Here is a 14,772-nt window from a genome sequence, read left to right as displayed (position 1 = left end):
CGCAGCAACGTCGCCAACGACAACGGCTCGTCCTGCATAGTGCTCAACATCGGAACTCCTTCTTCCATCGATGACTTCCCCACAGAAAGCCACATCGGTCTCGGCCACCATCGGGTTCCGTACCCGCAGTTCCCGGGTCCGCGACGGTGAGCGTCTCCCCCGGCGGGTTCGCCACGCCGGACCGATGCGCGAGCACCTGCCCGATCGTGCTGGATTCCTTGCCGTGGCGGACGTATTCGGGAATGCGGCGGCCGATCGGCGCGTGCGGTTCCAGCAGTTCGAGCTCGGTGCGCAGGCGCTCGGCGAATGCCGTGACGCAGTCGGACGCGGAGTAGGTGACGAACGGCGTGGTCATGTCGACCGGCACATTCGGCGCGTCGGTGCCGTCGCCGTCCGCGTGGCCCAGCGCCCGGTCGACAACGACTTGCTCGGACCGTCGCACGCACAACTGGATGGCCGGGTGCGCACCGCTGCGATAAACCGGTCGCACGCGCTGCCATAGATACTCCGCATAGTCGCGGGCAAGAGCGGCTTCGGGCGGATCCACTTCCGCGCCAATCGACGCGACGATGTCGAAATATTCCGGCTTGCGACTGCGTAGACCCAGGTCGGTCAGTTCAGGGAGAGTCGGTACACGCGGCGTCATGGTTCAGCACGCATCGACCATGAGCCACATCACACCGGGGATGCTACCCAACGGTAGGCCGCTGTGGGCAGGGGCCGCGGAGCAAGAACCGCGACCACCCATCCGACGGCATACGCCATCAGTTTGCGCTGGTCAGCTCGGCGCGCGACCCGGTCCGGAGACCGCGACTTCGGTATGCGCCGGATAGGCATGCACCACAGCGGTGTCCAGCTTGGGCACCACATGGGTCAGGGCGTGCTGAGCCTCGTGCGCGACGCGGTGCGCGTCCGCGAGCGTGATCGTCGGGGCGACGTCCAACTCGACGTCGGCGTGCAGCCGGTGACCGATCCACCGCATTCGCAGGCTGCGCACGCCCTGCACGCCGGGCTCGGCGGCCAGCGCCCGCTCGGCCGCGGTGACCATCCCGGGCTCGACGGCGTCCATCAAGCGGCGCAACACGTCGCGTGCCGCGGTTCGCAGCACCGCGAGGATCGCCGCGGTGATGAGCAACCCGACGATCGGATCCGCGAGGGGGAAGCCGAGTGCCACTCCGCCCGCGCCGAGCAGCACGGCCAGCGAGGTGAAACCGTCGGTGCGCGCGTGCAAGCCATCGGCGACCAATGCCGCCGAACCGATCCGCCGGCCGACGCGGATCCGGTACAGCGCGACAGTCTCGTTGCCGAGGAACCCGACCAACCCGGCCGCGGCGACCCAGCCCAGATGCTCGATCGGCACCGGATGGAGCAACCTGCGCACCGCCTCATATCCGGCGATCAGCGCCGACAAGGCGATCATCGCGACGACGAACAGCCCGGCCAGATCCTCCGCCCGGCCGAAGCCATAGGTGTAGCGCCGGGTCGCGGCCTTGCGGCCGAGGGCGAACGCGATCCACAGCGGAACCGCGGTCAGCGCGTCGGAGAAGTTGTGCACGGTATCCGCGGCCAGCGCCACCGAGCCGGACACAGCGACGATGCCCAGTTGCAGCACCGCGGTGCATCCGAGCACGACCAGGCTGATCTTGACCGCCCGGATGCCGATCGCGCTGGCCTCCAGCGCGTCATCCATGCTGTCGGCGGCGTCGTGGCTGTGCGGGACGAAGATCTCCCGCAGCACCGCGAACGGTCCCGAAGGATGCCGGTGATGATGATGTCCGTCATCGTGGTGGTGATGGTGCCGATGGGTCATGCGCTCGCCTCGTCTCGGCCGGGGAGTTCACGCAGCGCGCTCGCGCCACGATGATGCGCGGGAACGCCTGGGCCCGCGTGCTCGGCGTTGTACACCGCGTCCACCACCAGTTGCCGGACGTGCTCGTTCTCCAGGCGATAGAAGATCGTCGTCCCCGATCGGCGGGTGTTCACCAACCGCGCCATGCGCAATTTGGCCAGATGCTGGGACACCGAAGGCGCCGGCTTGCCGACCTGTCCGGCCAGGTCGTTCACCGACAGTTCGCGGTCGACCAGCGCCCAGAGCACTTGCACGCGGGTGGGGTCGGCGAGCATGCGGAACACCTCGACAACCAGTCCGACCTGATCCTCCGCGAGACGCGGCCGCCATTCCTGGTTATCTGCATTCATACGCAGATATTAGAACAGACGAAGCCGCCACACCAGCGCTCCGGGCCGATGTGGCGGCGGCACCCCCTGCGTTGCCGCCGACACACCGGTCGACCCCGGATCCCGACAGTCTTCTGTCTTAGTCGAGTGTGGCGTCAGTGCGCCAGGCGAGCGAAGCGATATCACCCGACTGAGACAAACCGATCGGCACGCCCTTCCCGCGATGTGGACATACCTCGCGCACAACGACGGTTACCAGCACGAATACCCCTGCGTCGCAGCGACGTTCACGCGCACCTGTACACACAACTGCACGTGCAGAAGGAGCGTCCTGCAACAGTTCGCACTCGGCCACCAGGTGCCGCTCCGGTCGGAATATTCTGCACCGAACTCGTCGTATCCGCCGCAATCGTGTCCGGACCGGAATGTCCCGCCGTGCCGCACCCTGGATTCGCCGCGACCGCCTTCCGACGTGAAGGAGCCGCCGGACACGCCCGGTTACTGTGAATCACGAGAGACGCACCGAGCGACCGTGGAGTAGACGACATGCCAGTGGACCGAATGCTGCCCACCTCCGAGGCCAGGGACCTGCTGGAGCTGACCCGCGACATCGCCGACAAGGTGCTCGAACCGCGCGTGGCCGAGTGCGAGAAGACCGGGATCTTCCCCGATGGCGTCTTCCCCGCGCTGGGCGCCGCAGGGCTGCTCAGCCTGCCGTATCCGGAGGAATACGGCGGCGGCGCGCAGCCCTACGAGGTGTACCTCCAGGTGCTCGAGGAACTCGCCGCCCGGTGGGCCGCCGTCGCCGTGGCCGTCAGCGTGCACAGCCTGTCCTGCCATCCGTTGTTCGCCTTCGGCACCGAGGAACAGAAGGAACGCTGGCTGGCCGACATGCTCTCCGGCGAGACCATCGGCGCCTACAGCCTGTCCGAACCGCACGCCGGTTCCGACGCGGCCGCGCTGCGCTGCCGCGCCACCCCCGTGGCGGGCGGCTACCGGATCACCGGCGCCAAAGCCTGGATCACCAACGGTGGACGCGCCGACTTCTACACCCTGTTCGCCCGCACCGGCGAAGGTTCCCGCGGCATCTCCTGCTTCCTGGTCCCCGGTGATACCGAGGGGCTCAACTTCGGCAAGCCCGAGGAGAAGATGGGCTTGCGCGCCGTGCCGACCACCACCGCCGCCTATGACGACGCGTTCCTGCCCGCCGAACGTCGCGTCGGCGCCGAGGGACAGGGACTCTCGATCGCCTTCAGCGCCTTGGATTCCGGCCGTCTCGGCATCGCCGCGGTCGCCACCGGCCTGGCGCAGCGCGCCCTCGACGAGGCCGTCGCGTACGCCAAGGAACGCGAGGCGTTCGGCCGCCACATCATCGACCACCAGGGGCTCGGCTTCGTGCTCGCCGACATGGCCGCCGCCGTGGACTCCGCCCGCGCCACCTACCTCGACGCCGCCCGCCGCCGCGACGCGGGCCTGCCGTACTCGCGCCAGGCCAGCGTGGCCAAGCTCGTCGCCACCGACGCCGCCATGAAGGTCACCACCGACGCGGTCCAGGTGTTCGGCGGCTACGGCTACACCCAGGATTTCCCGGTCGAGCGCTACATGCGCGAGGCCAAGGTGATGCAGATCTTCGAGGGCACCAACCAGATTCAGCGTCTGGTCATCGCACGCCAACTCGCCGGGAACTGACGCCCTCGCTGGCCGGAAATGCCGATTCAATGACCGCGGATGTCTTCGGACCTGCGGATACCGGCTCGTACTCTGTATGGATGACGACGCCGTCCATCATCATCATCGGCGCCGGATTCGGTGGGCTCGGCATCGCGCTGGAGCTGCGGCGGGCCGGGCTGGACACCTTCACGATTCTGGAGCGCGCCACCGATCTCGGCGGCGTCTGGCGGGAGAACACCTATCCCGGCGCGGCCTGCGACGTGCCTTCCCCGCTGTACTCGTGGTCCTACGAGCCGAAGTCCGACTGGCCACGGCGTTTCTCCGAACAACGCGACATCCACGAGTACATGCAGGGCGTCGCCGACCGGCACGGCCTGCGACGCTTCATCCGTTTCGGCACCGAGGTCACCGACGCGGAGTTCGACGAGCGCACCGGCCAGTGGACCGTCCGCACGGCCGACGGAGCGCAACTGACCGCCGACATCCTCGTCCCGGCGGTCGGCCAGCTTTCGCGCCCGGCCCTGCCGAACATCCCTGGCATCGAAACCTTCACCGGTCCGGCGTTCCACTCCGCCGAGTGGGATCACGACGTCGACCTGACCGGCAAGCGCATCGCCTGCATCGGCACCGGGGCCAGCGCGATCCAATACATCCCGCGCATTCAGCCGACCGCGGGTCACCTCACGCTGTTCCAGCGCTCCGCCGCCTGGGTGCTGCCGAAGGCCGACGTCGAGTACAGCGCTCTGCATCACGCACTGTTCAAATACTTTCCGCCCAGCCGCCTCGCCGAGCGCTTCGCCATCTGGTCCTTCTTCGAGGCGCTCGCCCTCGGCCTGACCGACATCCCGGCGATCAAGACCCCCGTGATCGCATTGGCCGACCGGCACCGGGAAAAGCAGGTGCCCGACGCCGAACTGCGCGCGAAACTGACTCCCGATTACGCGGCGGGGTGCAAGCGCGGACTGTTTTCCAACGAGTACTTCCCCGCGCTGGCGCAGCCGAACGTCACCGTGGAGACCACTGCCATCGAGTCGATCACGCCGACCGGAATCCGCACCGCCGACGGCGTCGAGCACGACGTGGACGTCATCATCTTCGGTACCGGCTTCAAGGGCACCGAGTTCCTTGCCCCGATGAACATCTACGGCCTCGGCGGACGCAAACTGGCCGACGTCTGGGGCGACGAAGGCGCCCGCGCCTACCTCGGACTCTCGGTGCCCCAGTTCCCCAACCTGTTCATGATGTACGGCCCGAACACCAACGTCGGCTCCGGCTCCATCATCTACATGCTCGAATCCCAGGCCCGCTACATCCGCCAGGTCGTGCAGTACCTGACCGATCGTCCCGGCCGCTACCTCGCCGCCCGCCCCGCCGCCGAGCAGCGCTGGGACGACTGGTTGCAGAAGCGCTTGAAAGACACCCCCTGGAACTTCTGCTCCAGCTGGTACCGCAACGCCTCCGGCCGGATCACCAACAACTGGCCCGGCGCGACCCTGCTGTACCGCTGGAAGACCAAGACTTTCGACCCCGCCGACTACGACGAGGCGCAAGCACCCGCCGCGACGCCGTGACCCGCACACTCAGTGAGACCTCAGCAAGCCGACAGTAAACTGTCCTTGTCCGAGATTCCGCGGAAGAGGTGCCCATGTTTTGGCTGCTTATCGCCTTGATACTCGGCGCGCTGATCGTCTTGCTGATATGGCAGTCACAACAGAGCGAACAGCGTAAAGCTACCGAGCTGGCCGACGCTCTCGCCGACGCCAGGCAAGTGAACGAACGGCTCGGCGGCCAGGTCTACAGCCTCTCCGGCAGCAACGACGCGGCAGTCCAGGCACTCGCCGACGCCTCCGAGCGGCATCTCGCGGCCGGCGCGCAACTCGACCAGGCGCGCACGCCCACGCAGGCACGGCTGGCGAAGCAGACCGCGCTGGAAGGGCTCTACTACATCAGGGCCGCACGGACCGCGATGAACATGGACCCGGGCCCCGCGATCCCCGGACTCGACGGCCAGGACGCCGCGGGGCAGGTGACCGAGAAGCGCGTCGTCGAGTACGAGGGCAGGCAGATCAAGGCCGCCCCCGAACCCTCGTCATCGACACCGAATTACTACCCCGGCGGCCGAGTGGCCGGACGACCGGTACCCGCTGGGTGGTACTCCGAACCCTGGTGGAAACCCGCCATGGTCGCAGGCGCCTGGGGCCTCGGCTCGGCCCTGCTGTTCACCTCCCTGTTCTCCGGGATGTCCGGAGTGGGCTACGACGCGCACGGCTTCGAGAGCGGCTACGGCGAAGGGTTCCAAGACGGACTGGTCGCGGATGGCGGCCAGGGCGGGGACTACGACCAAGGCGGCGACTACCCCGGCGGCTACGACCAGGGCGGGGACTACTCCGGCGGCTACGACAACGGCGGGTTCGACGGCGGAGGCTTCGACGGGGGCTTCTGATCCCGTCCACCAACGCCCATACGACAGCGATGCGGCCTCCGAGCCCGTTACCCGGTAGACTGCGAACGTCCCGGGCGGGCCTCGAGCCCACCCAGCCTTCGTAGCTCAGGGGATAGAGCACCGCTCTCCTAAAGCGGGTGTCGCAGGTTCGAATCCTGCCGAGGGCACCAACATCATGGGCAACTTTTTCAGTTGTTGCCCTACCTGCGACGGGCCGTGTGCTGGTTTGGTTTGATGCTGGCGGCGGTTCGGCGGCGGGTTCCGGGGGTGCCATAGCGGTTAGCGCGGCGGCGGCTTGTGCGGCGGCGGGGAGTGTTTCCGTGGTCAGTGTGGCGTGGATGGTGGCACGTTTGGTGTTGTGGTCGTAGACGATCTTGAGACCGAACGCCTCGTACAGGTCGCGTTGCAGGGCGTCGGGGGCGATGGTGAGTTGCAGCGCGAGTCGGGGAAGGTCTTCGATCAGGTCGGGCTCGTTCGGTTGTCGTCGGGCGGCCTGTTCGCGCAGCGCCTCCAGCGCGGCGTTCTTGGTTCGGCGTTCGTGTTCGAGTTCGGCGAACCGGTGACGCAGTCGTCCGGCCCAGGCGTCAGCTGTCTCGTCACCGCTGGAGAAGCTGCGGGATTCGCGCTCGTCGAGGAGGTTGTTCTGACGGCGGGTGATCTCGGCGACCGTCTTCTCGATCGCGGCGATCTGCTGTTCGATGTCGTCGCGGTCGCTGGAGTCGTGGTCGCGTAGTTGGTGGCGTAGCAGCGTGGCGCGGTCGGGGCCGAACACGCGCTCGTTGAAGAAGGTTTGTACGCATTCCAGTAGCGCGTCTTCGCGCACGTACACCGTCGGGGGGTGATCGGCGTACGCCTCGGGGTTGCCGACGCGATCGAGTTGCGGCTGGCAGGTGTAGTAGCCGTAGCCCTTACGGGTTTTGCCGAACATCCGTTTGTGGCATTGCTGATGGTGCACGTAGTAGCGCAGCACGTAGGTGCGGATGGTGGCGGGATGGGAGTTCTTGCCGCCCATCCGCGATCCTTGCCGGATGGTGCGCTTTGCCTGTACCGCTTCCCACATTTCGCGGGTGACGAGTGGTTCGTGGGTGGGCTCGGGTGACCAGACCCATTTCTCGGGTGGGTTGAGCTTGCCGCCTTGGCCGGTGACGGGTCGCCGTGGATGACGCACCACGGGCTCGGCCAATCCAGCGCGTCCCACCGTTCCGCGAGGTTTTCGGCGTAGCGACGCAACCAGTCCTTCTCCGAGTCGCCGGTGAGGCATTGGTCGATACGGCCGGTGAAGTCGGGCATGGTGAAGCGCGGCAGCCCGAGGTGGGTGGGCACTCGCAGTGAGTGCAGCCGCGCGAGCATCGTCCCGGTTTCGGCGGCCTCTGCCGGCCCGCCGGATCCGAGGTCTTCCCAGAAGGTGACCGGCCGCTCGAACCTGCGCACGGGCCTCGCCACCGTCGGAGTTGGCATCGATCTGCGGATCTCGACTCGGGTCGGCAATGCCGTTGAAAGACAGTCCAGCAGAACGTCAGTCGGAGTTCACGAGTCATGACCACCGCAGACGATTCCCTTCCTTGCTGTCGGTGGGCTGTGGCACTCTCATCCTCGTCACCGTTCACCCCGTTCCGTGAGGACACATGACCGAGCTGATCCCCGGCGTTGGCGCTGGCTCTCTGCTGCAGTCCCAGTTGCTGGCCGATGACCGATCAACCAGAATTGGGGCCATTTACCGGCTCGACTACAGCGAGGCGATCGTGCTGACCCACGACCGCTGGAAGTTCAGTGCGGGCGGCATCCCGCAGTTCTCCTATCTCCTTGCGACCGCCCAGGACATCAACACGCCGCAGGTCGATGACGATGAGGTGCTACTGCTTCGAGTCGAAGGTACGGCCCCACTCAGCATGGAGGCCGACCTCCATGCGGTCCGCGAAGAGTCTCTCCGGACCGCGCTGTCCAGCAAACAGGATCCGTCGCCGTCTGCAATTCTTGATGTCGAGATGGATCCGTTCACGCGGAACCGGGTCTCCTTCACCGGTCTGAAGTGCAAGATTCTGGGCACCTTCTACGAGGACGACGTCGACGGACAGAAGGTCCTGGAATTCGGCGCGGACGTAGATAACTTCTATGCCACCTCGACCTACCGGGTCCTCAAGCCTGTAGGCGAGGGGTTATCAACGATCGCCTCCTATCTCAAGCCGACCGGTCGTGAGGTGAAGCGGGTGCGCCTCGGTGCTGTTCGCTACTCCGCAACCAGACGGCGAGCAAAGGCGTCTAAGCAGGCAGATGCCGCGGTCGAGGTCAACATCCACGATTTCATCGGCAACAAGACCGCCCTTCTTGGCATGACCCGCATGGGTAAGTCGAACACGGCGAAGACCATCATCGCGCGAACGTTCATGGTGTCCGAGAATCGCCGCGCTGTCGGTGAGGCCCCCATCGGCCAAGTCATCTTCGACCCACAAGGTGAGTACGCTAATCCGAACTCCCAGGACGGGACCGAGATCGCCGCGATCGGGGAGCAGCATGTCCGCATCTTCAAGTTCGGTGCTGGCAATGCGCAGGCCCATGTCCGTCCGCTCGGCATCAACTTCTTCGACCCCGCGCAGATCGACGCCGTACAAGGTCTCATTGCCGACAAACTTCGGTCTGACGGATCCTCCGGATACGTCAAGGATTTCGCTTCGACTCAGTTCGGCGATGTCAAGAACGACTACTCACAAACTGCACGCGCTCAGCGCGGGCGACTGCTGCTCTATGGATGCCTTCTCAAGGCCGCCTTCCCGGCACCGAAGTTCAACGCTGGAACCAACTTCCCGTACTCCGTCGTCATCAGCATGGACAAGGACCTGCGTGCTGACGTCAAGGGACACATCGGGCATGACCCCTTCAAGTCGGCTGGAAAGAACTGGAGCATCAAGACCGAAGACATCCGACCGGTGATCGACGCCATCATCGCCTTGCGCGAGGCTGGGAACACGAAGGCTGACGAGTTCTGCGACGACATCCGCTGGCAGTCAACGGAGCCCATCTACTCTGGCTCGACATCGGGCTCGTCGGGCCGTGTTCGTGGTTGGCGTAATCTAATTGAGCTCAAGGACTTTCACAACCCTGACACTCAGCGCGACCCAGCAGAGGAGATCTATACCGAGCTTGTCCACGGCCGCATCGTCATTGTGGACCTCCACGTCGGTACTCCGGTCATCACCCGCGTTCTGAGCGAGAACATCGTCCGCCGCATTCTTGCGAAACAGACGGAAGTGTTCACCTCGGGCTCCGACGTCAAGCCGCCGCCGATCCAGGTGATGCTCGAGGAAGCGCACAACCTATTCGCAGATGACCGTTACAAGGATGACGCAGATGTGTGGGTCAAGCTCGCGAAGGAGGCGAGCAAGCTCAACCTCGGTATGACGTATGCCACGCAGGAGGTTTCGGGTGTGGCCCACCAGGTCAAGTCCAATACCGCCAACTGGGTCGTGGCTCACCTCAATAACACCAAGGAGTTGCGTGAGCTGGCGAAGTTCTACGATTTTGGGTCGTTCGCTGACGCGATCCTTTCATCCGAAGACCGGGGCTACGTACGTCTCAAGACGCTCTCCTCGCCCTACATTGTTCCGGTTCAGATCGATCGATACGACACCGAGCTCGTCAACCAGGCGCGGGCGGCCGCGGGTGATATGCCGCTGTCTAAAGGGGTGCTCTTCTGATGCCGTATGAGACCGTCGTAGGTACCCATGAGATAGCTTCGCGGCTGAGTCACTCCACTGCCGCTGTGCGTGCCATCGCCGACCAGCGCACGTTCCACGTACCCGCGGAGGCACTCCGTGACCTTGATGACGTGAAAAGGCGGATCCGGCCGCGAACGCATTTCGCATCCCCGTCGCCACAGATCAAGCTGGCGTCGGCAATCGCAGTCGACGGATCATACGTTGTCGAGCAGATAAGGGATGGCCTCCCGTCCGTGTACTACGGCTTCGCGCAAGCAGCTGCCGCGTACGTCGACCTAGGGATCATGGAGACCCAGAAGGCCATGCGCTTTGTTGATCCCTACGAGATCAACCGGGCCGTGAACTCCGCGCTTGTCACCCTCGACCTGCCAGTCGCGGGTGCCTACACGCGCGAGGGCGTCGACATCGCCACATCGTGGCGTGAAGCGATCGACCAACTCTTTCGACTCAAGAAGATCGAGGTGAACCGACTAAATCAGACCCTCCTCGACCTGCTGTTCTTGCTTCACGGAAAACCGGGATGTCCGGCGGCGCGAGTCCCGGTTAACTGCCCGACGAAAGACTGTCAACAGGATGTCCCGGTGCCACCCACCGGTATCGAGTGTGCCGGGTGCAGTCAGCACCTGTTCCCGACCGATGTGCTGCGCATCCACGAGGAGGTCGGGGAGGAGGGAACAAACCAGTCCGCTCTCAGTCGCCTGATGTCTGTGGTGGAACTCCTGGTGTTGGTAGGGCTTGCGACTCTGCTTTGGGAACAGTCTCGTAGGGAGATCCTGCCGCAGACGCTCTTCATCGTCGATGGTCCGCTCGCGATGTACGGGCCTCCGGCGAAACTCCGTGGCTGGGCGCTGGACTACTTCCAGGAGATGGCCAAAACCTCACCCGGCAGTGCTCCGTACGTTTGTGGGCTAGAGAAGACTGGGGCGATGGTCGACTATGCACGCCAGCTTGCGCGCCATAACGTCCTTGCCCCCGGCGATCTCCTCGTCTGCGACGCCGACATCATTGGCCGCGTCACCAACGCGACCAATGCTATTGGGTACGGAAAGGAAACGTACTGGGGTCGCAAGTTCATCTACCGAACGCTGGACGGCCGCGTCGTTGTACCTACTGTCATGCCGCCAACCGGATCTCCCTACGACACCAACGGCGGGCTCAGTGAGCCCGAGAGCTACCCAACGTTGCCGGCGATCCTTGATGTCATCGACCGGACAGGTTCCTCGATGTACATCGATGGAATCATTCCTGTCGCCGCCGCCCACGGCAAGGCCGCCTTCCCAATCGGCGTCGGCACGGATGTCCTTCGCCTCGTTGCCACCAAACGACTTGGCCTGGACGCTCAGGCTGGCAACTCGAATACCTGCTCCACATGAACCTACCGGTTAGCGCGAGTGCCACACTGCGTCCCCGGGGCTGAAGTTCGACTTCCATGCGGTATATCCCCAACATTTTTCACCAGATAGGCGGTACCGTGGCCCCGAACGTTCAATCGTCCGGCAAAATACCACTATGCCGTCGTTGATCTTGCCGCCAGCCAACCGCGCCGCTCGCGAACTCGCGAGCGGTGCACACCTTTTCGGCTCCGGCGAAGCGATCAACGGTGAGGCGCGTCCGCTGGTTGCAGAGTTGGAGCCCGTCGCGCACAACCTCGCTCATGGCCGCTATCAGTCACCCTTGCGCTACCCCGGGGCCAAATCGTCGCTTGCACCCATCATCGGACGAGTGATTACATCGGCGAAACAATCGCGGGAGGTTCCCGAGATCAACCTCCTTGTGGAGCCTTTCGCGGGTGGCGCATCAGCTTCACTGCGCATGATTGGTGATGGCACCGTCGAGCGCATCCTCCTCGCCGATGCCGACCCGCTGGTCACCGCCTTCTGGCAGACCGCAGCCGATGACACAGAACGTCTCGTCGACCGCATGCACGACGAGTGGAAACGTTACGTCCGAGACGGTGGTCAAAAGGCCGTTGAACGATGGGACTACTGGCGCGCCTGGACCCCCAAGTCCAGAATGACCCCACGCAACCGTCGGCTGGCAACCGCAACGCAATGTTTGTTCCTCAATCGCACCACCTTCTCGGGCATCTTGCACGGCAAGGCTGGGCCTATCGGGGGGCGAGCGCAGGCGAGCGCCTATCCGATCGGCTGCCGGTGGAATCCAGATGCGCTCGAGGACCGACTCCGATACATCGGCCACCTGTACAAAACAGGACGTCTGGTCGACGTATGGTGCAAGGACTGGCGCCAGACTTTGGACGACGTTCCCGAGTACTACCCACAGCTTCTTCCCTCACGGGTGGTCGCCTACCTTGATCCGCCGTACGTCGAGAAGGCCTCACACCTGTACCGGGCCTCCTTCGATCCCCTCGGAGGCTACGGCGGCGATGGGCTCGGAGCGGCCCGGCCCAGCGACTACACCTTGCACCTCGGTCTTGCCGACTACTTGAGGACGAAGGCACAGTTCCGGTGGTTGTTGAGCTACGACAACCATCCGACACTCACCGAGAGCGAGTGGCTGTACGCCCCCGACCAGATGACACCATCACGCTCGGATCGCGAACTGCTCGGCGTGCGCTGCTGGCGGATCAGTAAGCGTCTAGTCAGCACTCGATACTCGGCGGCAGGCCGCGTCGGAAAACGATTTGCCGAGGAGCTGCTGATAACGACCCTCCCCCCGGCCACCGTTCCGATCGATGACGAACTGCGAGTGCTTGAGGGCGCTTGCACATAGAGCACCTATCAGGTTCGGTTGCGGAGCCTTCGCCAGCAGATGAGGGCGGCGGCGAGGTCGAGGAATCCTTGGTGGATGTCGGCGCGTCTGGCCGGTCCCCGATAATGCGACCACCCGGGAGTAGAGCCCGGGTTGTTTCGTCGGTGTCAGTTGATCCCGCACTCCACCGGGTGGTGGGTGTGGGTGCAGGCCGCAGCGTACTCGGCCGGTGTTCGGTAGCCCAGCGCTGAGTGCCGGTGCCGTAGATTGTGGTCGGTTTTGAAGTCGCCGATCACCACGCGGGCCTCGAGCAGAGAAGTCCAGTGGTTGCGGTTGAGGCACTCCACGCGCAACCTCCGATTGAACGACTCGATGTATCCGTTGTTCCAGGGCGTGCCGGGCGGGATATAGGTGATCCCGACCCCGTCGGCGCAAAACCGTTGCAGCGCATCGGAAATCATTTCCGGGCCGTTGTCGCAACGCAGAACCCTCGGCGCGCCACGGACAGCCAACACCCGGGCGAGCTCGGCGACGAGTTTCTCCCCGGTGATGGAGCGTTCCACCAGGTGCAGCAGCGACTCACGGGTGTGTTCATCGACCATCGACGCGATCTTCACCGCCCGCCCATCGACAGTGGAGTCGAACTGGAAGTCTACCGCCCACACGGTGTTCGGTGCGTCCGCGGCGATCGTCGGCACCGACGATGAGCCGGCGCGTTTGCGTCGGTGATGCGCACGCACCTGCAGGCCCTCCTGTTTCCACAACCGATGGACCCGTTTGCGGTTGACCCTGTGTCCTTCGTCGAACCGCAACGCCGCCCACGCCCGCCGGAACCCGTGACAGGGGTTCTTGCCCGCGTATTCGCGCAGCCAGGCCCGGGCGCCGACGTCGGGATAATCCGGTCTCTGGTCGGGCGGCACTCGCCGGAAGGTGGACCGATGCAGCCCGACGACCTTACAGGCGAACCGTTCGGACATGCCCTTGACCTGCAAGAGCATGTCCACAGCCCGCCGCTTGGCCGCCGGGCCTAAAATTTTCCCTTGGCGATCTCCCGCAGCGCGTCTTTCTCCAGCTCGGCATCGGCCAGCAGCCGCTTGAGCCGGGTGTTCTGCTCCCGCAACTCTTTGAGTTCTTTGGCGGCGTCGGTGTCCATCCCGCCGTACTGGCGCCGCCAGTTATACAACGTGGCTGGCGATACTTGCAGGTCAGCGGCGATTTCCTCGCCCGAAGCCCCGGCAGCGGCCAACTCGTCGGCACGGCGCAGCTTCCGCACGATCTCCTCCGCGGAATGCCGCTTACGTCCTGCCATGGTTCTCAGTGTCCCTTCCAGCCCTCACCAGGGCCAACAGGACTCTAAATCCAGGCGGTCTCATTCACCGGGGACAGGCCACGTCGTTCCCAGCGGGTGGCCAGGCGGCGGTACTGGTGCAGCAGGGCAAGGGATTGTTCGACGATCCATCGCCCTGTCACCTTGTCGTGGGTGCCGCGGCGTGGGATGTAGCCGGTGATACGACGTTGGTGCAGTTCGGCATACACGCGCGGATAGTCGTAGCCCTTGTCCGCGATCAGTGCCTTGATCCGGTGGCGTGGCCGACCCGTTCTGCCGCGTAGCGGCCGGACCCGGTCGAGCAACTCCGGCAGCATCAGGTGGTCGTTGATGTTGGCGCCCGATAGAGCGACCGCGAGAGGTAGCCCGTTTCCGCAGGTCAGGATGTGGTGTTTCGAGCCGGTTTTGCGGCGGTCGACCGGGCTCGGACCGGTCGCGGCGCCCCTAATGAGATGTAGCGGGCCAGTCCGATCGGGCAGACTCGCTGCCGGTAGCGGCTGGCGGGTGAGCACTGTTTGGGCCCCCAGGACCCCGAGTCCTGAAAAAAGATCGTGTCCCCGCCGGTCGACCGGGAGGATGGATCGCTGATGGGATGTCGTGCCCGCCGCGGCGTGAGCACTGTTTCATTAGGGCGCCGAGAGTTCTCCCGAACGCTGCCGATGTCATGACATCGTTTGAGGAGGAGTATTCAGTTGCTGTTCGTCGGTGACGACTGGGCAGAAGACCAC

13 protein-coding genes and 1 tRNA gene are annotated in these 14,772 nt (G+C 64.8%); 9 read left to right on the top strand and 5 right to left on the bottom strand.

From position 1 onward, the window contains the following. Window positions 1-43: 43 nt before the first annotated feature. The 3 genes from AB0L97_RS37380 to AB0L97_RS37370 all read right to left on the bottom strand — a co-directional run bounded on the left by AB0L97_RS37380 (window position 44) and on the right by AB0L97_RS37370 (window position 2,199). The gene (locus AB0L97_RS37380; RefSeq protein ID WP_364439489.1) at window positions 44-646 is read right to left on the bottom strand and encodes a serine hydrolase domain-containing protein; all 603 of its coding nucleotides are present in this window, start codon (window positions 644-646) and stop codon (window positions 44-46) included. A 132-nt stretch (window positions 647-778) separates the two neighbouring features. After that, window positions 779-1,810 (bottom strand): cation diffusion facilitator family transporter, encoded by a 1,032-nt coding sequence (locus AB0L97_RS37375; protein ID WP_364439486.1) that lies wholly within the window; start codon window positions 1,808-1,810, stop codon window positions 779-781. Further along, window positions 1,807-2,199, bottom strand: coding sequence for a metalloregulator ArsR/SmtB family transcription factor (locus tag AB0L97_RS37370; RefSeq protein ID WP_355079977.1), 393 nt, complete (start codon window positions 2,197-2,199; stop codon window positions 1,807-1,809). Before AB0L97_RS37370 ends, AB0L97_RS37375 begins: the two co-directional genes overlap by 4 nt. Window positions 2,200-2,724: 525 nt before the next feature. Here AB0L97_RS37370 and AB0L97_RS37365 point away from each other — a divergent pair. The 9 genes from AB0L97_RS37365 to AB0L97_RS37325 all read left to right on the top strand — a co-directional run bounded on the left by AB0L97_RS37365 (window position 2,725) and on the right by AB0L97_RS37325 (window position 12,738). Further along, the gene (locus AB0L97_RS37365) at window positions 2,725-3,867 is read left to right on the top strand and encodes an acyl-CoA dehydrogenase family protein (protein WP_364439482.1); all 1,143 of its coding nucleotides are present in this window, start codon (window positions 2,725-2,727) and stop codon (window positions 3,865-3,867) included. Between the two features lie 80 nt (window positions 3,868-3,947). Further along, window positions 3,948-5,420, top strand: a complete 1,473-nt coding sequence (locus tag AB0L97_RS37360; RefSeq protein WP_364439479.1) for an NAD(P)/FAD-dependent oxidoreductase — start codon at window positions 3,948-3,950, stop codon at window positions 5,418-5,420. 74 nt (window positions 5,421-5,494) lie between these two features. After that, window positions 5,495-6,292 (top strand): DUF1542 domain-containing protein, encoded by a 798-nt coding sequence (locus tag AB0L97_RS37355; protein WP_364439476.1) that lies wholly within the window; start codon window positions 5,495-5,497, stop codon window positions 6,290-6,292. A 94-nt stretch (window positions 6,293-6,386) separates the two neighbouring features. Continuing rightward, a tRNA-Arg gene (locus AB0L97_RS37350) sits at window positions 6,387-6,462 on the top strand. Window positions 6,463-6,626: 164 nt separating this feature from the next. Further along, on the top strand, window positions 6,627-7,025 hold the full coding sequence (locus AB0L97_RS37345) for a hypothetical protein (protein WP_364439473.1): 399 nt from the start codon (window positions 6,627-6,629) through the stop codon (window positions 7,023-7,025). A 105-nt stretch (window positions 7,026-7,130) separates the two neighbouring features. Beyond that, window positions 7,131-7,391: a hypothetical protein gene (locus tag AB0L97_RS37340; protein ID WP_364439470.1), complete on the top strand. Its 261-nt coding sequence runs from the start codon at window positions 7,131-7,133 to the stop codon at window positions 7,389-7,391. A 526-nt stretch (window positions 7,392-7,917) separates the two neighbouring features. Then, window positions 7,918-9,984 (top strand): DUF87 domain-containing protein, encoded by a 2,067-nt coding sequence (locus AB0L97_RS37335; protein ID WP_364439467.1) that lies wholly within the window; start codon window positions 7,918-7,920, stop codon window positions 9,982-9,984. Continuing rightward, a complete protein-coding gene (locus AB0L97_RS37330) occupies window positions 9,984-11,378 on the top strand; it encodes a hypothetical protein (protein ID WP_364439464.1) in 1,395 nt (464 codons plus the stop codon). The genes AB0L97_RS37335 and AB0L97_RS37330 overlap by 1 nt, the downstream gene beginning before the upstream one ends. Before the next feature lie 136 nt (window positions 11,379-11,514). Beyond that, the gene (locus tag AB0L97_RS37325) at window positions 11,515-12,738 is read left to right on the top strand and encodes a DNA adenine methylase (protein ID WP_364439461.1); all 1,224 of its coding nucleotides are present in this window, start codon (window positions 11,515-11,517) and stop codon (window positions 12,736-12,738) included. A gap of 146 nt (window positions 12,739-12,884) precedes the next feature. Here the strand turns inward: AB0L97_RS37325 and AB0L97_RS37320 are convergent. Further along, a protein-coding gene (locus AB0L97_RS37320; RefSeq protein ID WP_364439458.1) for an IS3 family transposase occupies window positions 12,885-14,026 on the bottom strand; the annotation gives its coding sequence in 2 pieces (ribosomal slippage) (window positions 12,885-13,759 and window positions 13,759-14,026; 1,143 coding nt in all). Between the two features lie 44 nt (window positions 14,027-14,070). Next, window positions 14,071-14,556, bottom strand: a complete 486-nt coding sequence (locus AB0L97_RS37315; RefSeq protein ID WP_364439455.1) for a transposase — start codon at window positions 14,554-14,556, stop codon at window positions 14,071-14,073. Between the last annotated feature and the right edge of the window lie 216 nt (window positions 14,557-14,772).

It is taken from the genome of Nocardia sp. NPDC051911 (assembly GCF_040681035.1).
Lineage (GTDB): Bacteria > Actinomycetota > Actinomycetes > Mycobacteriales > Mycobacteriaceae > Nocardia > Nocardia sichangensis.
This window is presented reverse-complemented; position numbering and strand designations above follow the sequence as displayed.

What these genes read in the sequence shown, in the direction of transcription:
- AB0L97_RS37380 (WP_364439489.1), bottom strand. Translation starts at nt 646, where the DNA reads ATGACGCCGCGTGTACCGACTCTCCCTGAACTGACCGACCTGGGTCTA.
- AB0L97_RS37375 (WP_364439486.1), bottom strand. Translation starts at nt 1,810, where the DNA reads ATGACCCATCGGCACCATCACCACCACGATGACGGACATCATCATCAC.
- AB0L97_RS37370 (WP_355079977.1), bottom strand. Translation starts at nt 2,199, where the DNA reads ATGAATGCAGATAACCAGGAATGGCGGCCGCGTCTCGCGGAGGATCAG.
- AB0L97_RS37365 (WP_364439482.1), top strand. Translation starts at nt 2,725, where the DNA reads ATGCCAGTGGACCGAATGCTGCCCACCTCCGAGGCCAGGGACCTGCTG.
- AB0L97_RS37360 (WP_364439479.1), top strand. Translation starts at nt 3,948, where the DNA reads ATGACGACGCCGTCCATCATCATCATCGGCGCCGGATTCGGTGGGCTC.
- AB0L97_RS37355 (WP_364439476.1), top strand. Translation starts at nt 5,495, where the DNA reads ATGTTTTGGCTGCTTATCGCCTTGATACTCGGCGCGCTGATCGTCTTG.
- AB0L97_RS37335 (WP_364439467.1), top strand. Translation starts at nt 7,918, where the DNA reads ATGACCGAGCTGATCCCCGGCGTTGGCGCTGGCTCTCTGCTGCAGTCC.
- AB0L97_RS37330 (WP_364439464.1), top strand. Translation starts at nt 9,984, where the DNA reads ATGCCGTATGAGACCGTCGTAGGTACCCATGAGATAGCTTCGCGGCTG.
- AB0L97_RS37325 (WP_364439461.1), top strand. Translation starts at nt 11,515, where the DNA reads ATGCCGTCGTTGATCTTGCCGCCAGCCAACCGCGCCGCTCGCGAACTC.